We start from the raw sequence: 24,744 nt of genomic DNA, 5'->3' as shown, positions 1-24,744 counted from the left end.
CAATTGTTCATTGATAGGGAATAGAAAGGCCCATAACTTTGAATAAAAAAGATTATGAAACCACTTTTTGTTTTACTTACAGTATTTCTCATCAGCAATTTAGTTATACGACAGTATAAGGGCGATATGGATTACCATTTGGCTGGAAAAATAGCCCTTGCGGCCACATTATTGTTTACCTCCCTTGGACACCTCATCTACACAAAAGGCATGCTGTTGATGCTTCCTGATTTTATCCCATTAAAAAAGGAAATGATTTATATGACCGGATTATTGGAGGTCATGGCGGCCTTCGGTTTATTTATACCAGCATTAAGCCGTCTCACAGGGATGCTTTTAATTGTCTTTTTTATATTGATATTACCGACAAATATATATGCGAGTATGAGGCACCTGAACTATGAAACTGCGACTTTTGATGGAAAAGGTCCAGGATATCTGTGGTTTAGAATTCCATTTCAACTGTTGCTGATCGGCTGGACTTATTATTTTGTGCTACGTTAATTTACGCTCCTCTTAACTTAAAGATAGCAATAAGTTAATATTGAAAAGTTTAGTTTTATTTAACAATATTTTATTTTTGCTAAACATTTAATAGTGAATAGATGAGAGAAGCGATCAAGATGGTAGTATTTGATATGGCAGGTACTACTGTAAATGAGGATAATATAGTTTATAAGACACTTCAACAGGTGATAAATCACATTGGTGGTTATCAACTGACATTGACAGAAGTGTTGGAGCACGGAGCTGGCAAAGAAAAGTTGCAGGCCATTAAGACTGTACTAAAAAATTGCCTCAATATAGTTGACGATCAATTGGCTGAGCAGATGTTCCAATCATTTTTGCAAGCACTTGAAAATGCCTATGAAGCAGCAGACATTTATCCGAATTCAAATGCCAATGAACTTTTTGCGATTTTGAAAGATATGAATATACTTCGGGTATTAAATACGGGATATGATCGCAAAACAGCGGAATCCCTTTTGAAAAAGCTTAATTGGGTTGTAGGTCAAGATATTGATGCATTGATTACGGCATCCGATGTGCCTAAAAATAGACCATACCCGGATATGATCGATCTTGCAAGAGCAAATTTTGCAATAACAGATCCCAAAGGCGTAGTGAAAATAGGGGACTCAATTATTGATATAAAGGAAGGTCAGAATGCTGGTTGTGCTTTAAGTATTGGCATTACGACAGGAGCCCATCATGCTGACCAGCTAAAATCAGCTAATCCGGATTACGTGATTGATGATCTACTGGAAATTGTACCCATTATAGAAAAATACAATATCCCAAGTCAGCTGGTTTAATGAAATGAAGATAAGATAAAATGAATAAAGCAGAAAGAGACCATTCAATCGGTCTCTTTTTGCTTTAATATGTCAAGCTAAATGCAAGTGTCTATTGCATCTGCATGCCTTCCATGGAATTTTGGTTTTTGTTTTTCTTGAACATGTTCATGTCCATTTTGCCAAAACGATAAGATAGGTTCAATTTGACAAGCTGCGGATTGGAGAGACGATAATACTCTTGGTAGAAACCATCACCCGAAGAGATTATGGTATTTCCGCGGGTTCTAAAGATATCGTTTACCGCCAATGTCACGGAAGCAGCCTGATTTTTCAAGAAACTCTTCTTGATGGCAAAATCGATCCCATAAAAAGGCTTAATGTACCCCTGAGAGGAACTTTGAGCCTGATTCATCGGTGGGCCAAAGGTTTGATTTTGTGTGACCGGCATATTTGTTTTTCCTTGATATTCAAATGCGAGCTGAAGGTTCCAATTCTTTTTCAAATTGAACGTATTATTCAATTTTCCAAATACGGTCCACATACCTTCCGATGGAGTCTTGTCATCGATTTCAATTTTTGAATTGTAGAAATTGAGGTCTGCTGTCAGATCCCACCATGTTTTTAAATTATTGGTGTAGGTGAACTCTGCACCATAGTTTTTGCTGGAATTCGCATTAATATAGGTGTTGATGAAATCCATTTTGTCCGTAATGGGATTGAGCTCCTGTGTCAGGTATCGGGTGATCAGGTTCGTGGTATATTTGTAATAAAATGAAGCCAGGAAGGTCCCTTTACCATGTGTTCGGCTATAAGACAATTCGCCTGACGTTGTAAACTCCGGGACGAGGTCCGGATTACCACGTGTAATATTTAAGCTATCAGTATAATCAACAAATGGAATTAACTGAAAGAAGTTAGGACGATTGACACGACGCGTGACACTCATCTGTAGCTGATCTTTCTCCGTCAGTTTCTTACTCAGGAATAGGGAGGGGAAGAGACTAAGCGGGTATTTATTGTGGAATTTTTGGTTTGTATTGATTAGTTCACCGTCATAGGTGGAATTCTCGACACGTAAACCGACTTTATAAGATACCCAATCTTTAAGGTTGCCACCAAGTGAAGCATAAGCCGCATAGACTGTATTCTTATTGTCGTAATTGGCTGAGGCAGCACTGATATCTTTATACTCATCTTCATTGCGGGCTTTAAGGCTGTTGCTATTCAGGTTTTTGAGCTTGTTGATTTGCGCGCGAACTCCTGTTTCAAGTTTCATCCCATTTTTGAATGGTTTAACATAATCTGCCTGTACAGTCATAAATTTATTGTCGCCAGATCCAACGTTCTTTTGGATCTGTGAACCAATGATTCCACTGTTATCTAAATAATTGGTGGTGTAAGTGCCATTAGATTTGTTTGTTCCACCGAAATAATTGAAGTCGGCGGTCAATTCTTCACCTTCGGTTTTGAATTTCTGAACAAGGCCTGCCTGTAAACCCCTAGGTTTGAAACTACGTTCGGACTCTGAGATTCTATTGCTATTGCCTTGCGTTTCCGTCGTTATCATCGTGTTTTCATTGGGGCGAAATTTACCTTCGACAAAGATTCCAGCAACAGATACGGTAGTGCGCGGACTAAGGTCATAGTCTAACCCGAGTCTTCCAAAGCTGATCATTCCCTTGGTTTTACCTTCGATATCCTGGTTAACCGTAGATTTGACGCCATCAATTGTGCTTTCCCGATAGCTATCACCTTCGGTATTCGTCCGCATACGCATATTCATTCCCGTAAGGGATATATTGAATTTGTTTTGACGCAAATTGAGACTTCCCATAAAATTGGTTCCGCCAAAGCGATCAGCTCCAAGGGTAACCATACCATTGTAACCTGTTTTTTTATTCTTTTTCAGAATAATATTTAAAATTCCGGCCATACTCCCCGAAGCATCGTATTTAGCAGAAGGGTTGGTGATGATTTCAATCTTTTCGATCACGTCAGCAGGTATTTGGTCTGGCGTTAGTGTTGTCGGTTTGCCATCTACAAAAATAGTTGGTGCAGCATTCCGGAGCTTGACATTCCCATCAATATCAACTTGCACAGAAGGCATATTGCGCATAACATCGATGGCAGTACCACCCGCTGCTACAATATTCTTTTCTACATTGTATACTTTTTTGTCGATATCCATTTCAAGTAAAGCTTTACGACCAGTGACTGTTACCTCGTCTAGCTTTCGATTATCATTTTCCAATGTGATAGCACCAAGATCTTTATCTAAAACTTTGCTATCAGATCCATACTCGATCGCAATATCTTTAGCAGTGTAACCTACTGAGCTTATTTTTAACTTCCATTTGTCTTTGGTGGATAGTGCCGTAAAACTAAATTTTCCATTTTCAAGCGAACTCGTGCTTTTGAATAAGATTTCTCGCTCTTTGCCTGTAGATTGATCATGGATCACCCGCAGTAGATTGACAGAAGCCTGTGCGATTGGTTTGCCCTGAAGGTCTATCAGTTGACCGGAAAGTTTGCCTTCAGCGACAGCGAAATTGCTGGGACGGCCACTGGGAGCTGTTTGGGCATGTAATGAGGCAACAGCGGTTGCCAATAAGAGTGCTGCTATAATTTTTTTCATTTTTTCTTTGCTATACGGATCAATAGCCGGTGTTGGACAAATTGACCCCAAGCAAATTTGTAAATGATTTTTATTCTACACAATCATCTGTAGAGCGACGGGCCTAATGTGTAGACGAATGGCCGTTATCGAATGCTGTTATCTTTGCTCGCTGGCCCTTTTGTCTGAAACTGCTCCATATTTTTGACATATTTTTTGCCAATCGGCAGTTCCACTTCAGGTAATGCAAGTTTTGCAACTGTGCAATGTTTGATCCTATTTTTGTTGACGATAAAGGAATTGTGTATTCGGAGGAAGTTGCCTGTTGGTAACAATTTTTCCATACCACGTAAATTGCTCCGGGTTAGCAGTGGAACCGGCCGGTCAACCAAATAGATTTTTACATAATCTTTTAAACCTTCGATATAACTGATTTCCTGGAGAAAGATCTTGGTTTTTTTATATTCCACATGCACGACAATATGGTCTTTTTCAACAACCTGTTTGTTGCGTAGTGTCATAATATCTGCTACTTTTCGAATCGCAGCCGTGAGCCGTTCTTTTGAAATAGGCTTCAAAAGATAATCTACCGCATTTAGTTCAAATCCCTCAACAGCATATTGATGATAGGCTGTTGTGAATATGATTAACGGTGGATCTTCGAGGTCCCTGACAAATTGTGTTCCTAGTTGTTCAGGCATCTGGATGTCCAGAAAAATGAGATCGACCGAATGGTTTTTCAGGTAGTCAACAACGTCTACAGGGGCATGAAATTTCTGTAGAATTTCAATTTGGTCAAAACTCAACAGATCGTCCTCCAGCAAATTAAGCGCGAATGGTTCGTCGTCAATGAGTATACATTTAATCTTCATCTGTCATTAATCTGAGTGCAACTTCAAAATAGTCGTCTGCTGTCCTTTCGATCTTGAGGTCATGGCGGTTGGGATAAAGCAACTGTAATCGTCGTTTCACATTTGTCAATCCGATCCCTTCATTTGGCCGGTGCTCGGTATATTGTAATATTTTATTGACTGATTTAAAAATAAGCCCACCCGGAATATCTACGAATTGAAACTGTATGTAAGGGCTATTTTTACTGTCTACTCCGTATTTGAAAGCATTTTCTACAAAATGAATAAATAATAGTGGTGGGATCATTCTATTCTTGAGGCTGCTTTCTATTTTTAGATCAACTTCACCCGCAATGGGAAGCCTTAATGTCTGTAAAGCAATGAAATTGTGCATATGATCAATTTCTTTGAAAAGTTCAACCTTTGGCCCATCCACTTCATAAAGGATGTAGCGCAGCATTTCGGAGAGCTTGACTATTGTCCCCTCGGAGTCGGGTGACTGTTTGCGGATCAGCCAACGGATATTGTTGAGCGTATTAAATAAAAAATGTGGACTGATCTGAAGTTTCAAAATAGTTAGTTCGGCAGTTGTCTTTTCTAATGCAATTTGCTTATTAAGTTCCTTTTGTCTGGCCTGTTCATTATAAAGAAAGATCATGGATGAAGTGATCATGCAGAGTGAGTAGATAATCCCTGGGCCTACAACGAGTCGTACAAATAGTATATTCTCCTTTTTAAAATGAGCTAATTCTCCATTGGGATTGAAATAGACGATCGCATAATTGAGCAGGACATAGGCGACAAACCCCAACGCGATGAAGAGGACAAAAATCTTTCGACGGCCAAAGAAATACCGTGGTGCGACAACGTAACAATGCAGATAAAAATTGCCTGCCAGAAAGATGATATTAGCCAGATGGGATAGTGCCGAATAGATTTTAAAATCTGCGATTTTATCAGGTTGATAGAGATAAGTAATAAAAGGCAGTAAGAGCAGAATGATCCATATCGCAATATGTAAATAGAATTTTCTAAAGAATCTACTGATCATGGGGACGTTCTTAAAGTTGTGCTATTATTGGACTATAGTCAAAAATATAAAAATATTTGTGATACTAGTATGGTATCTGTTGAGTGGACTGGTATAAATTTTAATTCAAATTGTTGCGTATCGAAATATTTCGATTAGATTGACTGTTGCACTTGCATAGACTCTTCAAAATAGTTTTGTATTTTGCATACATAAACTTGATAACGTGACATTCAATCCAAACCGATATACGATAATGCCTTACAGGCGATGTGGGAAAAGTGGGATCCAGCTTCCAGCAATTTCCCTTGGTCTGTGGCAAAATTTTGGTGATATTGATCAGAAAGAAGTGTTTAGGCAGACCCTACGTACGGCTTTTGACAATGGTATCACACATTTTGACCTCGCCAATAATTATGGCCCACCTCCCGGTAGCGCGGAGCAAAATTTTGGCGCTATACTGAGCTCAGATTTTGTTGGACATCGGGACGAACTTTTGCTGTCGACCAAAGCGGGATACACCATGTGGGATGGACCGTATGGCGATTGGGGAAGCCGTAAATATTTGATGGCCAGCCTTCATCAGAGCTTAAAACGTCTAAAACTTGACTATATTGATATTTTCTATCATCATAGACCTGACCCACAGACACCACTAGAAGAAACGATGGGCGCATTGAGTGATATTGTACGACAGGGGAAAGCCCTCTATGTCGGTTTATCAAACTACCCTGCGGATTTAGCAAAGAAGGCAATTGCTATATTACAGGATCTTAGATGCCCTTGTCTGATCCATCAACCGAAGTACTCGATGTTGGTGCGTAACCCAGAGGATGGGCTGTTGGACGTGTTGAATGAAGAGGGGGTGGGTATGATTGCTTTCTCTCCCTTGGCACAGGGATTACTGACCAATAAATATTTAAAAGGTAATATTCCAACCGAGTCTCGGGCCTCAAAAGAACATTTTTTAAAGAGTACTGCAATTACACCCGAATTGATAACAAAATTGTCTGCTTTGAACGAAATTGCATTGCAGCGCGGACAATCGCTGGCTCAAATGGCAATTGCATGGTTATTGAAAGACGAACGCCTGACTTCGGTTTTGGTCGGAGCACGAAACAGTGAACAGTTGACTGATTCGTTAAAATCGCTCGACAATTTGAGCTTTAGTACTGTGGAACTCGATCAGATCTCACATATTCTTGCTACAACTTAATTTTTTGCTGGATGGTAAATTTCAACGCCTATGTCGGTCTTTAAAGCCAAACTAGAACTAATAGGAATCAATCCCTTTGTTTTTGTTCCCGATGATGTATTGCATCTACTCTTTGAAGAAGCTGGGGTCAACAAGGGATATATACCTATTAAAGGAACGGTAAATGGGAAAGATTACAAACAGACTTTGTTGCGTTATCAGGGAGCGTGGCGATTGTATATCAATACGGAGATCTTGCCAAATTCACCTAAACGGATTGGTGAAATCTTGGAATTATCCGTTGTTTTTGATCCGACGGACCGAAGCTTGGTTCCGCACCCCGAACTTGAGCAGGCATTGGCAGAAAATGAAGCAGCCAAAACTGTCTTTGACCGTTTAGCACCATCAAAAAGAAAAGAGATTATCCGTTATATTTCTTTTTTAAAGACCGACGACAGCCGGCGTAAAAATATTGAAAAAGCAATCGGATTTTTGCTTGGTAACAATCGATTTATTGGGCGCGAAAAACCCTGATAAAAAGGATTTATTGGAAGATTAGATCATAAAAAATAGAATGGAAAATACAAAGGTAAGATGGGGGATCATTGGCTGCGGTGATGTGACAGAGAAAAAGAGCGGACCGGCATTCAATAAGGTTAAAGATAGTCAATTACTTGCTGTCATGCGTAGAGACGCTACAAAAGCAGCCGATTATGCTCGGAGACACCAAGTTGCCAATTGGTATTCGAAGGTCGAGGACTTGTTGGACAATCCGGCATTGAATGCTATTTATATTGCGACTCCACCATCTTCGCATTATGACTATGCATTGAAGGCGCTAGAAGCCGGAAAGAATGTTTATGTGGAGAAACCTGTTACATTAAATGCGGATGAAGCCACATTGCTGTTAGAGGCTGTTAAAAAAACAAGTGGCAAGCTCGTCGTTGCGCATTACCGAAGACAATTACCCTTGTTTCTCAAAGTAAAAGAATTGCTAAAGGCAGGACAGATAGGGACTATCCGAACCGTTCAACTTCGATTATGGCAGAGCCGGACACCGGAATTGGTGACTAAAGGTGCTGCAGACTGGCGTACAGACCCAGCGATATCGGGTGGTGGATATTTTTTTGATCTTGCACCACATCAATTGGATCTAATGCTGTATTTCTTTGGTATACCTATTTCTTATAATGGATTTAGCCAAATTCAGGATGCGGCAAGCGCCGTTGCTGATCAAACAACTGGTACCATATTGTTTGAGAATCAGATCATCTTTAACGGGAGCTGGTGTTTTAATGTCCGATCAGAAGATAACATAGATTGCTGTGAAATTGTAGGTAGCCAGGGAAAAATCACCTTTTCGATATTTGGCAATTCCATCTTATTAAGATCTGATCAGGGAGAAAAAGAATTCGTATTTGAGCATCCTGAGCATATACAATATCCAATGATCGCGAGTACAGTTGCCTTTTTTGAGGGTAAAGGGCCAAACCCGGCTCCAATGGAGGAAGCGCTGATTCTTATGAAAATCATTGATTGTTTTGCTGAAATAAAATAAGTGATTGGTGGTAGGCTAGCGATAGATTTCAATGCTTATTAAGTGTCGATTCCTATGCTATGGTGGGGCAAAAATGAAGCCTAATGGTGGTCAGTATTTAGCCAAAGGACAGTTACAACATTGAATTTTTAACTCTTATAACAGAACAATCCTGGAGTGGCGCACTGTCATAAGAGTTCTTTTTAGATGGCTAAATTTTAAATCTTAGACAAGGCTGTATCGATAAATGATAGTTCATCTCCAGTGAGATCGATTGCTGTGGCTTCTGCATTTGCAATAGCCTGTTCAGCATTTCTGGCACCTGCCAATACAACAGTGATTGCCGGCTGCAGACTGGTCCAGCGTAACACAAGTTGTGAAAGACTGATGCCTTTGTCAGCTGCCACCGGACCAATGGTATCTAAGAAAGTTTTTACCTTTTTGAGATCAAATTGCTGAAAGTAGCCGTTGCGGTGATCATTTTCTTTCAATTTACCTTCATTAAAGTATTTGCCTGTAAGCAGACCACGTTCCATAGGGCTATAGACAATAATACCTAAATCGTGCTGAAGTGCATAAGGTATAAGATCTTGTTCAATCCCCCGGTTTAACATGCTGTATCCGACCTGATTGCTAGCGATTTGGATCGAATTCTGAGCTTCCGAAACTTGTTCAACACTATAGTTGCTTACACCCGCTGCACGAATTTTTCCCTGCTGTAAAAGCAGATCTAGGGCTTCCATTGTTTCAGCAATGGCTGTGGTATTGTCTGGCCAATGGATTTGCAATAGGTCTATATAGTCCGTTTGCAGGCGTCTTAGGCTGTCTTCGACTTCTTTAATCACACTAGCTTTGGAGGCATACTTGTAAACGGGGATAGTTTTGCCATCTTCCTCCGCATCAAAGAAAAATTCACCTTTACCCTGATTACTTCCGTCCCATACCAAACCAAATTTGGTCAACAACTGAATTGTAGACCTATCGTAACCCTTTATTGCTTCGCCTATCATTTCCTCACTTAAACCGAAGCCATAGAAAGGAGCTGTATCTAGCGTAGTAACACCATGATCAATAGAAGCTCGTACCGATTCAATAGAGTCTTTTTTCTCATTACCACCCCACATATTTCCACCAATGGCGAAAGCACCATAGGTAATTGCTGAAAGTTCTAAATCTGTTTTTCCTAATTTTCTGTATTCCATATTTTGTTATTTTAACCTTTGTTACCCTCTGAATATTTTCATCAAATCAAAAAGGAGTGAATTACTCAATATTATTATTTTAGTTTGTGATGCAACAAAGGTAGAATAGTATTTTCTATCATTAAAATAAGTTAAATTGTATTTATGTATAATTTTAATTATAGTTTGTATTCCTTTTTCACAGGTTGAATTTTATTTCTCTTTGTACATCAGAAGAGAAACTGGTAAATTTAAGGGAACCAAAAATGAACTTACGTACAAGAAGCCGTAAAGAAAATCGAATCCATTGATATAAACAGTATGCGGATAGAACAACAATTTAAACCTGATGCCATCATTATAGGGACTGGTCTGGCGGGATTAACTGCGGCTATGGAAATTACCAATGCTGGAAAGAAGGTGCTTTTACTGGATCAGGAAACTGAAGAAAATATTGGTGGGCAGGCCTTTTGGTCATTTGGAGGTCTATTTCTTATCAATTCACCACAACAACGCCGCATGGGAATCAAAGACTCCCTGGAGCTGGCGCGGCAAGACTGGTTGGGGACCGCAGGATTTGATCGAACTGAAGATTATTGGCCCCATCAATGGGCGGAAGCCTACCTAAAATTTGCTGCTGGCGAGAAATACGCGTATGTGACCAAGTTAGGTATCAAATTCATGTTTATGGTAGGCTGGGCTGAGCGCGGAGATGGCAGTGCTTCTGGTCATGGCAATTCGGTTCCCAGATTCCATGTGAGTTGGGGAACCGGAACAGGGGTGGTCAGACCATTTATAGAAAAAGCTTATGCTGCTGAAAAAAGCGGACTATTGCAATTTAAGTTTAGGCATCGCGTGACGAAACTGATAATGGAAAATAACACTGTAACAGGAGTGTTCGGCGATATTTTAGAAGCCGATGCTCAGCAAAGGGGGGCAGCGACCAATAGAAAGGTCATCGACACATTTGAGTACCGTGCCCCAGATGTTATCATCGCTTCGGGTGGACTTGGAGCCAACCATGAGCTGGTCCGGAAGAATTGGCCTGAACGATTGGGAAAAGCACCAGCACATATGATTTCAGGAGTTCCAGCCTATGTGGATGGAAAGATGATCAGTATAGCCGAAGAAGTCGGGGCACACATGATCAATAAAGACCGTATGTGGCATTATACCGAGGGGATTCAGAACTGGAATCCGATTTGGCCCAATCATGGTATCCGTATCCTACCCGGCCCCTCCTCACTTTGGTTTGATGCAAAAGGAAATAGACTTCCAGCGCCATTCTTACCTGGGTTTGACACTTTAGGTACCCTAAAGCATATCCAAGATAGCGGGTATTCATATTCCTGGTTTATTCTGACACAAAAAATCATTAAAAAAGAATTTGCACTTTCCGGCTCCGAACAAAACCCAGATATCACCAATAGGGATTATAAGCTCTTCCTCAAACGAATTTTTGGCAAAAAGGCCCCTGGTCCAGTTGAAGCGTTTAAGGAGAATGGAGTCGATTTTATTGTGTCAGATACATTGTCGGAATTGGTACGCAAAATGAACCTCCTGTCTGGCGATGATCTGTTAAATTATGAATCTATTAAATCACAGATCGTAGCCAGAGATCGGGAATTGGATAACAAATTCTCTAAAGATACGCAGGTCAATTATATCCGTAGTACGCGGAAATATCTTGGTGATAGACTAGGCCGGGTTTCGGCTCCGCATAAGATATTGGACCCAAAGAATGGACCATTGATTGCCGTACGGCTCCATGTGCTGACGCGTAAAACGTTAGGCGGGCTTAAAACCAATCTTGATGCACAGGTTTTGACGATGGATGATGATACTATTGAAGGATTGTATGCCGTTGGTGAGGTGGCAGGTTTTGGAGGCGGTGGTATGCACGGTTACAGAGCACTGGAAGGGACATTTTTGGGTGGTTGTATTTTTTCTGGGATGAAAGCGGGAAAACATATTGCTGGTAAAGCCCATCGCCAATAACCCCGTAGTTTCTCGTTAATGTCGTCAAAACCTTAACGATGACACAAGGATTGTCGTTATTTTGCCTAATCTTCAAGATTAAATCTTATATTAGTTATTTCTAGGGAAAGTGCTGCATGAATCGTCTTTACTAAAAAGATAGTAGAGCAAAATCAAAATAAACCAAACTAAGCAATGAAAAGAAAAGATTTTATCCGTAATGCAGGGATTCTTACTGCCTCAACATTATTTGCGAATACACGTGTTTTCGGCTTTCAATCTGAATTTATCCGTGTTGGACTGATTGGTGTAAACGGTATGGGCTGGTCCAATCTAAATGCAATATTGAAAGTCCCCGGTGTCCAATGTACAGCACTTTGTGACGTAGATGAAAATATACTCAGCAACCGAGTGGAGGAATTAAAAAAACGAAATATTACAGTCAAAACCTATATTGATTATAAAGATTTGCTTAAAGCAACTGATGTGGACGTTGTTATCATAGCCACACCCGACCATTGGCATTGCTTGCAGATGGTAGATGCTGTTGCAGCAGGCAAGGACGTATATGTTGAAAAACCTATTGGAAACTCCATTCGGGAATGTGAAGTCATGGTTGCCGCTGCGAAAAAATATAACCGTGTTGTACAGGTAGGGCAATGGCAACGTAGTCAACAGCATTTCAGAGATGCAATGGCATTTGTACATGGTGGCAAACTGGGTAAAATCCGTTTGGTCAAAGCTTGGGCTTATCAAGGTTGGATGAAGAGTATTCCTGTGTTGGCAGATGCCGCCGTTCCTGCAGGTGTTCATTATGACAAGTGGCTGGGACCAGCTCCAAAACGGGCTTTCAATCCCAATCGTTTTCATTTCAATTTTAGGTGGTATTGGGATTATGCGGGTGGCTTGATGACAGATTGGGGAGTCCATATGTTGGATTATGCCTTGATCGGGATGAAGGTTTCTGATCCGGTATCCATTATGGCAGCTGGAGGAAAGTTTGCTTATCCCGATGATGCAGCCGAAACACCGGATAGCTTAACCACAGTGTATGAGTTTGATGGATTCAATGTGCAATGGGAGCAGGCAACAGGAATAGATCTTGGTCCCTATCAAAAAACACATGGTGTCGCTTTTATCGGTAATAACGGTACGTTAGTCGTTAATCGTGAAGGTTGGGAGGTCATTCCTGAAAAAGGACGTATGGAAGCTGTTGCTTTTCAACCTTCAAAAGATAATGGGCTCGATAAACATATGGTCAATTTTATAACGGCAGTTCGAAATAAATCCAGTGAAGGACTTCATGCGCCGATCGAAGCGGGTGCTCATATTGCCATTTTCTCTCAAATGGGGAATATTGCTTATCGTAGCAAGAAAAAATTATTTTGGGATAAAAATAAGCGAACTTTCAATGATAGGGAGGCAGATCGCTACTTGGCTAAAAGTTATCAAAATGGGTATAGTATGCCTAAGGTATAATGTTGTACCCAAACGTATCAAAAGTTTTTATAGATGAGTTTTAAAAATATTGTATTGGGGGCAGTGATCAGTGCGCTATGCACGCAGGAGGTCCTTGCGCAACGAATGGAAGAGATGTGGGATGGTGCAGGCGGGAAAGGTGTTGTTTCACAAAATAGAGGAAAGCTGTTTCGGGAGGGGAAATATGCGCTATTTATTCATTGGGGTATCTATTCCCAATTAGCAAATAAATGGCAGGGAAAAACCTTTTATGGAATCGGAGAATGGCTTATGAACAAGAGTATGGCGAATATTTCGCCAGCAGAATATAAGTTGGCGGCATCTTCCTTTCATCCGGATCACTTTGATGCCAAAGCGATCGTGCAGCTGGCAAAAGATGCTGGAATGCGTTATATCGTTATTACCAGTAAACACCATGACGGATTTTCGATGTTTCATTCGAAAGTAAACCCATTCAATATTGTCGATGCGACGGATTTTAAACGTGATCCAATGATCGAATTGGCGCAAGCTTGTAAAGAAGGCGGCATCGGTTTTGGATTTTATTATTCTCAAAATCAGGATTGGACTTATCCCGGTGGAAACGGTGGGCCAAAGGTTGATGCACAGGGGAAAGCGAAATCTTTTGACGATTACTTTTGGGAGAAATGCTATCCTGAGGTACAGCAAATTACAACAGGCTATGGTCCTATAGAACTGGTATGGTTTGATACGCCGGGTGGAATGGATAAAAAATACGCACAGAAGCTTGTTGAACTGGTACACAAGAATCAACCGGGAGCCTATGTGTCAGGAAGGGTAGGACATGGGCTCGGAGATTATTCTACTCTTGGTGACATGGAAGTGCCTCGGGAGAATGTGGATGGCATTTGGGAAACGGTTGATGTGACTAATGATTCCTGGGGCTATGCTTGGTATGACAATAATTGGAAGAGTAGCCAGGAAATATTACAACGTACACTATCAACTGTCGCACGTGGGGGAACATACATGCTGAATGTAGGCCCGAAACCGGATGGTTCTATTCCGGATCAGGCGGGTTTGGCTCTGCGCAATGCAGGTGCTTGGATCAAGCGTTATCCCGAAACGGTTTATGGTGCGCAAGCATCACCTTGGAAGCATGCGCTACCTTGGGGCGATGCCACCGTGCAGGGGGATCGTATTTCCTTACTGGTCTATCATTGGCCTGCAGATGGAACCTTATACGTTCCGGGCTTGACCAAAGGGGTTCAGTCGATTAAACTCCGGGGTTCGAAAGATCAAGAAAAATTGAATTATACACTTGAAAAAGACTGGCTTAAAATTGATATTCCGAAAATTGCCCCCGAAAAGATGGTATCTGTCATCGAGGTTAAGTTAAACGGTACACCTCAGGTCGAAAAAATGCTGGGGGTTGATCCAGCACTGGAAACCGTTATCCCTGTTGATTTTGGAGAGGTGGAGGGCTGTAATAAAGAAGGAAAATCGTGGATGGAGAAATTTGGTGAATGGAAACATGTTGTTCAGGTCAGTAAATGGACAGGAAAAAGTAAGTTCTCCTATGAAATAGCTGTAAAAAAGCCTGGTTATTATCAGGTAGACATGAATTATGCAGGCGAAGGAAGGATGGTATGGCGTATTGAAAATTCAGCGGGCGAGGTTGTTCAAAACCAACAAGAGTCGGCCCATGTCTATAACTGGTATCCCTGGGGCTGGATGAAATTTGAAAAGGCTGGACGATATAAAATAACTGTTTCGTTGATCGAAGGCAATGGTGATAAGGCGAGTCTGACTGCGCTTCGGTTTAAATATGTGGAATAGGAAGGGGGGGATTTGCGAAGATGGGTATTACTTTCGATACTTACTCATCAAAAATCGGATTAGTCCGGCCATCGCTTTAAAGGCAAGTAAGCCTAGGCCTGTACCCAAAATAATCCCTAGGACGAGGCCGATTAGAATGGCCATGTTATTGCTGCTCCAGTCATAAACTGCATTTAGGAAAATGCAAAATATAACGGAAACAATGCTACTGCCCAATATGGCTGAGGAAAGAAATAGGGTTTTGAAACCTTTGGTTATGGACCGCTGTTGTAATCCGACGATAACAGATGTTGAAATAATGCCCGCACTAATGAGTAGGATGATTGTGACGATAAAAAGTAAGCCAAGAAGGATGCTTATTACCGCGAGTGCCAGAAAAACAAGTGAGCCCATAAGGAGCAAGGTCACTATAAAATTATCGTCGTTCTGGAAAGAGTCTATTAGATAAAAATGATCGGATAGCTGTCGAAATAGTAATGTATATAACAATTCTTGCATTATTTTAATTTAGTTAATCTTACCGCTTTATCTTGTTTTAATAGTCGCTTTGCACTAACTAAATTACTCGTTTATCTTAATATTTGAAAGACTGTTGTTTTATTTGTTTTCTTCTTGATTTAATTCTTCTGCTGGTTTTTTCGGTGTTCTCCCATTGTCGAATCCGCTGATAGATAAACAAGTAGGAAGAAGAGCAGTAAAATGGTGCTGATCTTACTGCATGATTAGATTAATTTTCTCAATAGACTCTTCGTTTTCAAGGAAATCAATATAAGGGATCAGGGGCTCAATATCCTGCTTGTCCATTGTTTCTAAATCATCAAATAAAGCCTCTACAAATTCGTTACAGAAGGATTTACCAAAACTGTAGTCTCTGATTCTTGTTAAATCATCATAATTGATCTCCGTTGCGTTCAGGTTCAGCACTTCTTCAGGAATCTCATAGTCACCATCAGCTGGATAGCCGATATATCTGAACATTCTTTCTTTCCATACCCGAAATAGGATCTGATGTGAGACATGGTTTCCGAAGTACTTAAATACCTGAGAGAGAAGCTCTGTTGCCGTTTCTTTTTCGAAGGTGCCCGAAATGCTTTTGTCAAGTAATTCGGCATAAGTCATGAAAATGGAACAGTTGAACCGGAAATCAAAGTGAGAAGTCAACATAGAAACTACATTGTCTTTGCCCTGGGTTCGTAGTAATTGTCTTGCTGCTAATGAGGTGAGGTTGTGCTTTTGCTCGTGGCCGTGGTTATCGGGGATGAGTACGATATGGTCCTTGTCCAGAAGGGAGATAACGAATTTCCAATCTTCAGGCCTTTTGAGGATTTTACAGTTGTGGGCTAAGTAACCGTTCCGCTTGGGATCCGATTTCTTGTCTCCGACTATTACCTCACCAGGCTGGATAATATGCTCTGGAGGGATTTTAAACCTGCGTATATGCACAAAGAGTTCTTCTCCGGAAGGTAACGCAAGGGTACCAAATCCTTTGTTATTGTCGAACCATTTGACAGCGCCGATAAACATGGCTGGTGTTGAGTTTTGTTTCAATGCTATAAAGGTAATGAAAAATATTTATTATGCATTGAAAATTAAATATTTGCGATTATCCAATGAATAAAGAGATTTTTTTAATGCATTAGCTCTTCTGAAATGATTTTCTGGTTGTCAAGATACAACGAAAACAAGTCAGTTGATTGATCTACGGATAAATAGCTTGTTGATCCCTGACTGGAATTCGAGTTTTACAATAACGATGTAGGTGTCTTTTGTTAGTGTATAATCAACGCAGTTTTGAAAAATGTATTATTATGAATAATTTCATAACAAATAAACTCATCATTTTACTATGCACTATCAAGCCGTATATCAGAAGATAGATTATAAACGCTATCAATTTTTAAGACAACAGTCCGGGTTATCTCCAAAAACGGAGGAAGCTGCACGTCTAGGAATGGAAAATTCCTTATGCTGTGTGGCTATTTTGGATGAGGACAACGATAATGAAATAGTAGGTATGGGTAGGATCGTTGGCGATGGTGCTTGCCATTGTCAGGTCGTTGATATCTGCGTGCTTCCCGAACATCAGAAAAAAGGACTTGGAAAACTGATTATGCAGAAACTTGATGAATACATGAATTCGAACCTGCCAGATAGCTGCTATGTCAGTTTAATAGCTGATGGTCCGGCTTTTCAGCTCTATGCGCAATATGGTTTTAAGGAAGTGTGGCCCGCATCGAGAGGTATGGGTAGAAAGTTTTAAAATGAATAGGCTATTATGCATCGTATAATTGTGAAATCCATCCTGAATAAGACAAAACAAAGAGATCCTTGGTTTCTTGACGATTATACATTAAATCCCTATAGTGGTTGCTATTTTAATTGTTTGTATTGTTATATCCGGGGAAGTAAGTACGGGATCAATATGGCTGAAAAACTGAGTATGAAGAGTAATGCTGTCGAATTGCTGGAAAAGCAGCTGGCAATACGTGCGCGTAAAAAACAATATGGAATTATTGTCCTTTCTTCTGTAACAGATCCTTATCTGCAAATGGAGGAGTCCGAATTGCTTACCAGACAGTTATTGGAGGTAATCTTACACTATCGTTTTCCGGTGCATATTATTACGAAGTCGAACTTAGTTACCCGAGATTTTGATGTGTTGAAACGGATCGATACAGAAGCAATACTTCCTGAAGATCTCCAGTCAAAATTAACACATAAGGCTTTTGTTACCTTTTCATTTTCGACAATAGACGATCATGTAGCGCGGATTTTTGAGCCGGGAGCTCCATCACCCTCGCTACGATTGGATGCATTAGCGCAAGCATGTGAACACGGACTCCATAGTGGGGTTAGTCTGATGCCACTGTTGCCCTATATATCGGATTCTGGAGCGAACCTGGAACTGCTATTTCAGACTTTTCAGACTATCGGTGCCAGCTATATTTTTCCTGCTACCCTTGCTTTATATGGGAGTGATCCAGCGGATAATAGAGCCCTGGTCATGCGCGCTATTGAAAAGCATTATCCAAATCTAATACAAAAGTATCAGCGTTTATTTGGCGCAGATGGTAAATTACCAGACTACTATCGTCAAGCTTTTACAGATAAGGCTAAATCGTTGTGTTTACAATATGGATTGCGGGATAGCCTTTTCTGTTAATCGCTTTATTACAATTTGCTCCCCATTTTGCTGATTCCCATCGTTATAGTTACAATGTATTTAATATGTCACGAAGTTGATTGATCTGAAAATTAGATCGGACAACCTTGTTTTCCTTTGTATTGACGATAACATAACGTGGAAATGAATATATACCCAATTCCTTTCGAAGGTTGGGGTAATCGCTGTCTTGGAATATGTAGTTTTCATAGGTATACACATGTTTTTCCAAATACTGCTTCCAGCTTGCAAATTTGTCATTAACAGCTATACCTACAAATTTAAATTTTCCGTTAGCTTTATACGCATTAACGATACGCTGTAGTTCAGGGTGCTGAGCTATACAGGGACCGCACCATGTGCCCCAAAAATCAATGATTAGGTAATCGGTACTGTTGTAAAGCTCCTTAATATATTTTGATTGTCCTTTAGCATTTGTTATGAGAAAACTAGGGACAGGCACATTTTCTTTTGGTTCATATAATGCAACCATGCTCTGATATTTTTTTAAGATCCGTCCGCTATCAAAATAAGGTGAATTTTCTTTCTTTAATCGCTGAATAAGCTGATAAATTGAATCTTTATGTTGAAATACAGTGTTAGAATTATAAAAAGAAAAACTAGGGTTTTCTAAGAGATGTGTTAGATACTCTTCACTGAGCTTATTTGCCGGATATTTTGCAAGAATTTTTAGGAATCTGGCCATTCTATTGTTATCACCTTTAATCTGTTCCTCCATAGCTGGAATATGGGTTAAATCGAGACTCTTTGCGATGGTTTCAAATTCAGAAAATTGCTTGTTCAAATCGCTTCCATATACTTTTAATTGATGTGTTTTTATATCTATATCCATTGTTAGATCACTAGAATCTATAATAAGAGAATAAAAAAAGTTGGGTGGAAAAATTTTATGTCTACGGAAAAAACTGGAGAAATCTTCCCGGCTTGTGAATGCGCTATCCGATAGAGCTAATTGCGCAAAATTGAAATGCCCTTTATCAATAATCTTGTTTATGACAAACTCACCAGTTCCATTTTTAATTTCCGTTTTGAAGACATCTTCATCCATCAATATGTAGCTATATACAGGTAAGGTATCAGCATAGACTTTAAATTTTAACCGAATGTTTTGGCCATAACTATTGCTGATTGCCAAAAAGGTGAGGATGAAAACGAAAATAGACCTGCTCATAATTAAATGTTTACTCTAAATTAATAAAAATAGTTGATTAACTATCTGTGGTTAATCTTTTTAATTGTTTCGTCTTCATTTGTTTTTAATTTGTATTTGCTTCTTTTTGTGTTAAATATGTTACATTTCGTTTTGCGGATAATAAGCTATTGTGTTAATATTCTGGTTGTCCATATGTATTTGCTTTTCAGTGTGTTGTGTTTTTTATTAATGTTTTTAGGTAAATTTTATCTGTATAAATAAAAATATAATGCTTTTTTTATGTTAAAAATACGTTATCTTAACATTGACTTAACCGGTTGTAGTTTAATTGTTTAGTAATACTTTATTAATAATTTACAAATATTAAATAACCTTTCTTTGTAACCGAAGAAAAACAAAACCAAAATCATGAAAACGAAACACGTATTACTTCCTGTAATGATCGGGATGTCTTTGAGCGGCTGGGCGGAGAGCAGGCCCCTCTTTCTGACAGCTATCCCAAATGTTGAAATTCCCTCCAAATTTCAAGAATCTATCAGTGGTCTTGTGAAAAATGTTGCCGGCGAACCGATTGCTGGAGCTTCAATATTAAACACATCCACCGGAAAATCTACCCAAACTGACGCCAGTGGTGCTTTTATTATTCAAGGGAAAATTGGACAACTGTTGAAAATATCAATAGTTGGATTTGAAACGCAACAACTAAAAATCGAATCAACGGCATTGACGATAAAAATGGTATCTACGGATCAATCACTTGACGAAGTTATTGTTGTAGGCTATGGTAAACAAAAGAAAGTTAATCTGACCGGAGCGGTAACACAAATTGACTCAAAGGTACTTGAAAATCGACCTGTTGCCAATGCTACGCAAGCCTTGCAGGGAGCAATCCCTAATTTAAACATTACGTTTACAAATGGAAGACCCGGTGGCGAAGGAAATGTAAATATCCGTGGTTTCGCTTCGATCAATTCTGCGAATGCACAGCCACTTATTCTTATTGATGGGGTACCAGGTAGTATTAATACCATCAATCCCAGAGACATCGAATCAATTTCTGTCCTAAAAGATGCGTCCGCAGCAGCTATTTATGGTGCAAGAGGGGCATTTGGCGTAATGTTGGTGACAACCAAAAGAGGAAAGGCCGGTAAAATGAATATCAATTATAGTAATAATTTCGGTTGGTCTGGACTTACCGTCAGAACTGATTTTATGACAAGTGGATATGATGCCGCTAGATTGAATGATGAGGCTTTTATCCGGGCCACCGGTAATAGTTACACCGGCTATACCGAAGAGGATTATGCGGAATTATTGAAAAGAAAAACAGACCCTTCCTTACCTTCCGTCGTGATCCAAAATAGAAATGGAAAGGATCAATATGTGTACTACGGAAATACAGACTGGTGGAACGAGATGTACCGTAAGACGCAGGCGTCGATGGAACATTCTCTGAACTTTTCTGGAGGGACCGAAAAAATTGATTACTATATCTCGGGGCGTCTCTACGAGAAAGGTGGATTGATGAAAATCAATCAGGATAAATTTGATGGCTACAACGTAAGGTCAAGGATAAATGCACAGGTTACGCCCTGGTTAAAAGTTGGAGCGAATACACAGCTTAATTATCAAAACTATACCTATCCAGGTTGGGCTACCAATCCCGACAACAATAATAACTTTATTTCGACTACCGTACATGCATTACCGTCTTACGTGCCAATGAACCCAGATGGTACTGCAACGTATAGAACAGAACTTAATAATTACAACATTGGTGATGGAATATACGCAGACTTATTGCATGGGAAATCAAAAGGAGGGGAGGATAAATATGAATTTATCAATATGTTTGAAGCTATATTTCAGTTGACAAGGGATTTAACAGTTACGGGGAACTATACCTTCACCTACAATCCGATTCATAATTGGAATAGAAGAACTACAGCTCCCTGGTCGGTTTTTCCTGGTGTAATCAATTATTTAGGCAACGATACCTATACCGAAACCATTATCAATAGGCCTAAGCATTCGCTGAATCTTTTTGCAAATTATAATAAGCAATTGGGGGATCATCAGATTGGTGCTACAGTAGGCTTTAACCAGGAAACTACCGGTTATAAACGTATTGGCGGGACACATAACAACTTACTGTCAGAAGATCTGAATGATTTTGCATTAGGAACAGGGCAAATGCAATTGCTTGGAAATGCAAATACCTGGGCATTGCGCGGCTTTTTCGGAAGGTTGAATTATAATTATAAAGGGAAGTATCTACTGGAAGTTAATGGTCGTTACGATGGAACCTCTAAATTTCCCTCGAATCAGCGTTACGGATTCTTTCCATCTTTTTCCGGTGGCTGGCGTTTATCAGAAGAGGCGTTTATGGAGCGTTTGAAGCCGGTTTTGAACGAAGCAAAATTTAGGGTGTCTTATGGCGCGCTCGGAAATGCGCAGGAAGCAACGGAATATGGTTATATCCAATTGCTAAACGCAGGATTGTCCAACTACATAACCAATGGTGCAAAGACCCAGTATTTAAGTGCGCCTACTCCCATTTCGTCAGATTTGACATGGGAGCGAACAAATACATTGAATTTCGGTACGGATCTGGAGTTTTTTAGAAGTAAACTAACGGTCTCCGCGGATTATTTTATCCGAAATACATTGGACATGTTAATTCCAGGAAAAACATTGCCGGCTGTATATGGTTCAGCGTCACCAAAGACCAATGCGGGAGACTTAAGGAATAAGGGTTGGGAACTTGCTGTGGCCTGGCGAGATCAACTTGAATTAAATGGAAAACCTTTTGGATATAATATTGGGATTGGTCTGTCGGATTCCAAAGCAAAGATCACGCGTTTTGATAACAAGGAGATGTTGTTGAGTAATTATTATGTAGGTCAGACATTGGGTGAAATTTGGGGGTATCAAACAGATGGCTTCTTCCAGTCCCAATCAGAAATTGATAATTGGAAGGTTAATCAGGATTATGTTGATAAACAACGGCTAGCAGCTCCCGGAGACTGGTCAAAATTACGACCTGGAGATCTAAGGTTCGTTGATATTGGAGGTAACGACGGTGTTCCGGATGGAAAAGTTGATGCCGGCGATAATACCCTGATGAATCCTGGAGATCAGGTGGTTATAGGAAATAGTAGAGCGCGTTATAATTTTGGTTTTAATCTAGGTGCAAATTGGCAGGGTTTTGATGTGTCGGCATTCTTTCAGGGGATTGGTAGGCAGCATTGGTGGCCTGGCGCGAATGCGGACAAATTCTGGGGTCCTTATTCGAGACCGTATTACTCTTTTGTACCTAAAGATTTTGAAAATGATGTATGGACGCCTGAGAATACGGATGCTTATTTCCCATTGCTGAGGGGTTATATCGCTTTGAATGATCGCGGGTCTCTAAATGTAAAATCAGATCGTTATTTGCAGGATTTAGCTTATATACGCTTAAAGAATTTAACGGTAGGGTATACGATGCCTCAGGCTTGGTTGAAACGTGTGAGATTGGCCAATGCACGAATCTATGTCTCAGGGGAAAATATCTGGACTGCAACAAAGCTTCGCTCCAAATATATTGATCCTGAACAATCTGCGCAGGAAGCAAATGGAAGATCCTATCCTGTCTCTAAAACATTTTCTTTTGGTCTAGATTTAACTTTTTAATATCATGAAAAAAATATTTTTTATATACATCTTGTTGAGTACAGGTTTGACAGCCTGTAAGAAAGATTATTTGGAACGTTTCCCTGAGTCTGCCGTTAGACCTGAAGATTCGTTTAAAACAGAAAAAGATCTGGGGTTATTTACAAAATCATTTTACGATGCGGCCTTGCCTTCGGCTGAAGGTGTCTATAATGAGTCGGTTGATAATATTGTTAAAACAACATTAGATGATGAACTGACTGGGAAAAGACAGGTGCCTATCAGCGGAGGTGGATGGAGCTGGGCTAATCTACGGAACATTAATTATTTTTTGGAAAACTGTTTTAATACTGTTCCGGAGGCGGCTGCTGCACCCTATGCAGCGGAGGCTAGATTCTTTCGTGCTTATTTTTACTTCGATAAATTAAAGCGTTTTGGCGATGTGCCTTGGTATGATAAGGTGATAGACCAAAATAATGAGGAACAATTAACAAAGCCCCGTGACCCTCGGACGCTTGTTGTAACGAACATCCTGGCTGATTTGGATTATGCAATTGAACATCTCTCTTCAGTAAAAAGTGATGAAAAAGTAACGAAATGGACTGCCTTGGCATTAAAATCCCGAGTGGCTCTTTTTGAGGGAACCTTTAGAAAATATCATACTGAATTTAATTTGTCAGGGGCGAATGAGTTACTGGAGAAAGCTGCGGATGCTGCCAATAAGGTTATTGAAGGAGGGCAGTATAGTATATATAACGCCGCAGGTGTAAATTCATATGCTGCACTGTTCTATAGTGTCAATAGTCTACCTCAAGAGGTTATATTAGCTCGAAAATTCTCGGATGCACTGCAGATCTGGCATAATGTTAATTATTATACGATTACAGCTTCCTATGGTAAGCCGGGGCTGGATAAAAATTTGGTGGATTCTTATTTGATGAAAGATGGAACCAGATTTACGGATAAAGCAAACTATCAAACAATGACGTTTAAGGAAGAAATACTAAATCGTGATCCTCGTTTGAGCCAAACTATAAGGACACCGGGATATAAACGTATCGGTGGCGCTGCAACTATTCCGCCCAATTTTGGGAATTCAGTGACTGGATACCAGTTGATTAAATTTGTAGGCGATGTAAAATATGATAATTTCAACCGGTCTGAAAACGATATGCCGATATTTAGATATGCAGAAGTACTGCTAAACTATGCTGAAGCCAAAGCGGAATTGGGAATATTAAGTCAAACTGATATAGATAAATCGATCAAATTACTTCGCGATCGCGTGGGGATGCCTAATTTAAATTTGGAACAGGTTAAAGCGAATCCAGATGCATTTCTTACAAAAGATTATACAAATGTCAATGGTGATATGAAAGGGGGGATACTTGAAATACGAAGAGAACGTCGTATTGAACTGGTGATGGAATCTTTTCGGTGGGATGATATTCTGCGATGGAAAAGTGGGAAGTTGGTGACAAGGCAGTTTAAAGGGATGTACTTTCCTGGTACAGGCAAATTTGACCTGGACAATGATGGTAAAGATGATATCTGGATCTATGAAGGAGACAAGCCTACTGCCCCGGGAATACAGTTGCTGAAACTCGGGTCAGAAATTACCCTAGAAAATGGAAATAAAGGAAATGTGATCATCAATTCGCATATTAAAAAAGCATTCGATGAAACTAAAGATTATTTATACCCGATACCAGTGCAGGAACTGCAGTTAAATAAGAACTTAAAGCAAAACCCCGGTTGGGGAAATTAAGAATTTTCGTATTTTAGGTCACT

Annotated in this window: 19 protein-coding genes; 12 read left to right on the top strand and 7 right to left on the bottom strand. The window is 40.0% G+C overall.

The features are described from left to right. The first annotated feature begins 54 nt into the window (after window positions 1-54). On the top strand, window positions 55-504 hold the full coding sequence (locus DFQ12_RS08770; RefSeq protein ID WP_120258556.1) for a DoxX family protein: 450 nt from the start codon (window positions 55-57) through the stop codon (window positions 502-504). Window positions 505-605: 101 nt separating this feature from the next. Continuing rightward, window positions 606-1,316 (top strand): HAD hydrolase-like protein, encoded by a 711-nt coding sequence (locus DFQ12_RS08765; RefSeq protein WP_120258555.1) that lies wholly within the window; start codon window positions 606-608, stop codon window positions 1,314-1,316. Window positions 1,317-1,407: 91 nt separating this feature from the next. Here the strand turns inward: DFQ12_RS08765 and DFQ12_RS08760 are convergent, their stop codons facing one another. The 3 genes from DFQ12_RS08760 to DFQ12_RS08750 all read right to left on the bottom strand — a co-directional run bounded on the left by DFQ12_RS08760 (window position 1,408) and on the right by DFQ12_RS08750 (window position 5,814). Continuing rightward, on the bottom strand, window positions 1,408-3,933 hold the full coding sequence (locus tag DFQ12_RS08760; RefSeq protein ID WP_120258554.1) for a TonB-dependent receptor: 2,526 nt from the start codon (window positions 3,931-3,933) through the stop codon (window positions 1,408-1,410). A 125-nt stretch (window positions 3,934-4,058) separates the two neighbouring features. Then, a complete protein-coding gene (locus tag DFQ12_RS08755) occupies window positions 4,059-4,784 on the bottom strand; it encodes a LytR/AlgR family response regulator transcription factor (protein ID WP_120258553.1) in 726 nt (241 codons plus the stop codon). After that, a complete protein-coding gene (locus DFQ12_RS08750; RefSeq protein ID WP_120258552.1) occupies window positions 4,774-5,814 on the bottom strand; it encodes a sensor histidine kinase in 1,041 nt (346 codons plus the stop codon). Before DFQ12_RS08750 ends, DFQ12_RS08755 begins: the two co-directional genes overlap by 11 nt. Window positions 5,815-6,049: 235 nt before the next feature. Here DFQ12_RS08750 and DFQ12_RS08745 point away from each other — a divergent pair, with 235 nt between their 5' ends. Genes DFQ12_RS08745 through DFQ12_RS08735 form a run of 3 tightly spaced genes read left to right on the top strand, consistent with a single transcriptional unit; the run spans window position 6,050 to window position 8,546 of the window. Next, window positions 6,050-7,009 carry an aldo/keto reductase gene (locus tag DFQ12_RS08745; RefSeq protein WP_147420399.1) on the top strand — a complete coding sequence of 320 codons (960 nt, stop codon included), beginning with the start codon at window positions 6,050-6,052 and terminating at the stop codon, window positions 7,007-7,009. A gap of 30 nt (window positions 7,010-7,039) precedes the next feature. Further along, window positions 7,040-7,522, top strand: coding sequence for a YdeI/OmpD-associated family protein (locus DFQ12_RS08740; RefSeq protein ID WP_120258550.1), 483 nt, complete (start codon window positions 7,040-7,042; stop codon window positions 7,520-7,522). A 40-nt stretch (window positions 7,523-7,562) separates the two neighbouring features. Next, the gene (locus tag DFQ12_RS08735) at window positions 7,563-8,546 is read left to right on the top strand and encodes a Gfo/Idh/MocA family protein (protein WP_120258549.1); all 984 of its coding nucleotides are present in this window, start codon (window positions 7,563-7,565) and stop codon (window positions 8,544-8,546) included. A 197-nt stretch (window positions 8,547-8,743) separates the two neighbouring features. Here DFQ12_RS08735 and DFQ12_RS08730 read toward each other — a convergent pair whose 3' ends face one another. Next, window positions 8,744-9,727: an aldo/keto reductase gene (locus DFQ12_RS08730; protein WP_120258548.1), complete on the bottom strand. Its 984-nt coding sequence runs from the start codon at window positions 9,725-9,727 to the stop codon at window positions 8,744-8,746. 300 nt (window positions 9,728-10,027) lie between these two features. On the opposite strand from DFQ12_RS08730, the gene DFQ12_RS08725 reads away from it, so the two are divergent. The 3 genes from DFQ12_RS08725 to DFQ12_RS08715 all read left to right on the top strand — a co-directional run bounded on the left by DFQ12_RS08725 (window position 10,028) and on the right by DFQ12_RS08715 (window position 14,962). Then, entirely contained in the window at window positions 10,028-11,704 is a 1,677-nt protein-coding gene (locus DFQ12_RS08725) for an FAD-binding dehydrogenase (RefSeq protein ID WP_120258547.1), read from the top strand. A 174-nt stretch (window positions 11,705-11,878) separates the two neighbouring features. Continuing rightward, entirely contained in the window at window positions 11,879-13,162 is a 1,284-nt protein-coding gene (locus DFQ12_RS08720) for a Gfo/Idh/MocA family protein (protein ID WP_120258546.1), read from the top strand. A gap of 33 nt (window positions 13,163-13,195) precedes the next feature. Then, window positions 13,196-14,962 (top strand): alpha-L-fucosidase, encoded by a 1,767-nt coding sequence (locus DFQ12_RS08715; RefSeq protein WP_208642473.1) that lies wholly within the window; start codon window positions 13,196-13,198, stop codon window positions 14,960-14,962. A gap of 27 nt (window positions 14,963-14,989) precedes the next feature. Here DFQ12_RS08715 and DFQ12_RS08710 read toward each other — a convergent pair whose 3' ends face one another. Together DFQ12_RS08710 and DFQ12_RS08705 are read right to left on the bottom strand one after the other, a co-directional pair. After that, window positions 14,990-15,460: a hypothetical protein gene (locus tag DFQ12_RS08710; protein ID WP_120258545.1), complete on the bottom strand. Its 471-nt coding sequence runs from the start codon at window positions 15,458-15,460 to the stop codon at window positions 14,990-14,992. 213 nt (window positions 15,461-15,673) lie between these two features. Then, window positions 15,674-16,510 (bottom strand): cold-shock protein, encoded by an 837-nt coding sequence (locus tag DFQ12_RS08705; RefSeq protein ID WP_147420362.1) that lies wholly within the window; start codon window positions 16,508-16,510, stop codon window positions 15,674-15,676. A 298-nt stretch (window positions 16,511-16,808) separates the two neighbouring features. Here DFQ12_RS08705 and DFQ12_RS08700 point away from each other — a divergent pair, with 298 nt between their 5' ends. Together DFQ12_RS08700 and DFQ12_RS08695 are read left to right on the top strand one after the other, a co-directional pair. After that, window positions 16,809-17,222 carry a GNAT family N-acetyltransferase gene (locus tag DFQ12_RS08700; protein ID WP_120258543.1) on the top strand — a complete coding sequence of 138 codons (414 nt, stop codon included), beginning with the start codon at window positions 16,809-16,811 and terminating at the stop codon, window positions 17,220-17,222. Between the two features lie 15 nt (window positions 17,223-17,237). Beyond that, the gene (locus DFQ12_RS08695) at window positions 17,238-18,125 is read left to right on the top strand and encodes an SPL family radical SAM protein (RefSeq protein ID WP_120258542.1); all 888 of its coding nucleotides are present in this window, start codon (window positions 17,238-17,240) and stop codon (window positions 18,123-18,125) included. Window positions 18,126-18,174: 49 nt separating this feature from the next. Here the strand turns inward: DFQ12_RS08695 and DFQ12_RS08690 are convergent, their stop codons facing one another. Further along, complete coding sequence (locus DFQ12_RS08690; protein WP_120258541.1) at window positions 18,175-19,317, bottom strand: TlpA family protein disulfide reductase; 1,143 nt, start codon at window positions 19,315-19,317, stop codon at window positions 18,175-18,177. Window positions 19,318-19,707: 390 nt separating this feature from the next. On the opposite strand from DFQ12_RS08690, the gene DFQ12_RS08685 reads away from it, so the two are divergent. Then, window positions 19,708-22,974 (top strand): SusC/RagA family TonB-linked outer membrane protein, encoded by a 3,267-nt coding sequence (locus DFQ12_RS08685; protein WP_120258540.1) that lies wholly within the window; start codon window positions 19,708-19,710, stop codon window positions 22,972-22,974. Window positions 22,975-22,978: 4 nt separating this feature from the next. Then, window positions 22,979-24,721 carry a RagB/SusD family nutrient uptake outer membrane protein gene (locus DFQ12_RS08680; protein WP_120258539.1) on the top strand — a complete coding sequence of 581 codons (1,743 nt, stop codon included), beginning with the start codon at window positions 22,979-22,981 and terminating at the stop codon, window positions 24,719-24,721. The last annotated feature ends 23 nt before the right edge of the window (window positions 24,722-24,744 follow it).

Origin of the sequence: Sphingobacterium detergens (genome assembly GCF_003610355.1) — a bacterium.
Taxonomy (GTDB): domain Bacteria; phylum Bacteroidota; class Bacteroidia; order Sphingobacteriales; family Sphingobacteriaceae; genus Sphingobacterium; species Sphingobacterium detergens.
This window is presented reverse-complemented; position numbering and strand designations above follow the sequence as displayed.

Bases quoted from the DNA above. Each gene is read 5' to 3' on its own strand.
- DFQ12_RS08715 (WP_208642473.1), top strand. From the start codon at position 13,196: ATGAGTTTTAAAAATATTGTATTGGGGGCAGTGATCAGTGCGCTATGC.
- DFQ12_RS08710 (WP_120258545.1), bottom strand. From the start codon at position 15,460: ATGCAAGAATTGTTATATACATTACTATTTCGACAGCTATCCGATCAT.
- DFQ12_RS08700 (WP_120258543.1), top strand. From the start codon at position 16,809: ATGCACTATCAAGCCGTATATCAGAAGATAGATTATAAACGCTATCAA.
- DFQ12_RS08760 (WP_120258554.1), bottom strand. From the start codon at position 3,933: ATGAAAAAAATTATAGCAGCACTCTTATTGGCAACCGCTGTTGCCTCA.
- DFQ12_RS08750 (WP_120258552.1), bottom strand. From the start codon at position 5,814: ATGATCAGTAGATTCTTTAGAAAATTCTATTTACATATTGCGATATGG.
- DFQ12_RS08770 (WP_120258556.1), top strand. From the start codon at position 55: ATGAAACCACTTTTTGTTTTACTTACAGTATTTCTCATCAGCAATTTA.
- DFQ12_RS08695 (WP_120258542.1), top strand. From the start codon at position 17,238: ATGCATCGTATAATTGTGAAATCCATCCTGAATAAGACAAAACAAAGA.
- DFQ12_RS08725 (WP_120258547.1), top strand. From the start codon at position 10,028: ATGCGGATAGAACAACAATTTAAACCTGATGCCATCATTATAGGGACT.
- DFQ12_RS08720 (WP_120258546.1), top strand. From the start codon at position 11,879: ATGAAAAGAAAAGATTTTATCCGTAATGCAGGGATTCTTACTGCCTCA.
- DFQ12_RS08680 (WP_120258539.1), top strand. From the start codon at position 22,979: ATGAAAAAAATATTTTTTATATACATCTTGTTGAGTACAGGTTTGACA.
- DFQ12_RS08730 (WP_120258548.1), bottom strand. From the start codon at position 9,727: ATGGAATACAGAAAATTAGGAAAAACAGATTTAGAACTTTCAGCAATT.
- DFQ12_RS08745 (WP_147420399.1), top strand. From the start codon at position 6,050: ATGCCTTACAGGCGATGTGGGAAAAGTGGGATCCAGCTTCCAGCAATT.
- DFQ12_RS08765 (WP_120258555.1), top strand. From the start codon at position 606: ATGAGAGAAGCGATCAAGATGGTAGTATTTGATATGGCAGGTACTACT.
- DFQ12_RS08685 (WP_120258540.1), top strand. From the start codon at position 19,708: ATGAAAACGAAACACGTATTACTTCCTGTAATGATCGGGATGTCTTTG.
- DFQ12_RS08740 (WP_120258550.1), top strand. From the start codon at position 7,040: ATGTCGGTCTTTAAAGCCAAACTAGAACTAATAGGAATCAATCCCTTT.
- DFQ12_RS08755 (WP_120258553.1), bottom strand. From the start codon at position 4,784: ATGAAGATTAAATGTATACTCATTGACGACGAACCATTCGCGCTTAAT.
- DFQ12_RS08735 (WP_120258549.1), top strand. From the start codon at position 7,563: ATGGAAAATACAAAGGTAAGATGGGGGATCATTGGCTGCGGTGATGTG.
- DFQ12_RS08690 (WP_120258541.1), bottom strand. From the start codon at position 19,317: ATGAGCAGGTCTATTTTCGTTTTCATCCTCACCTTTTTGGCAATCAGC.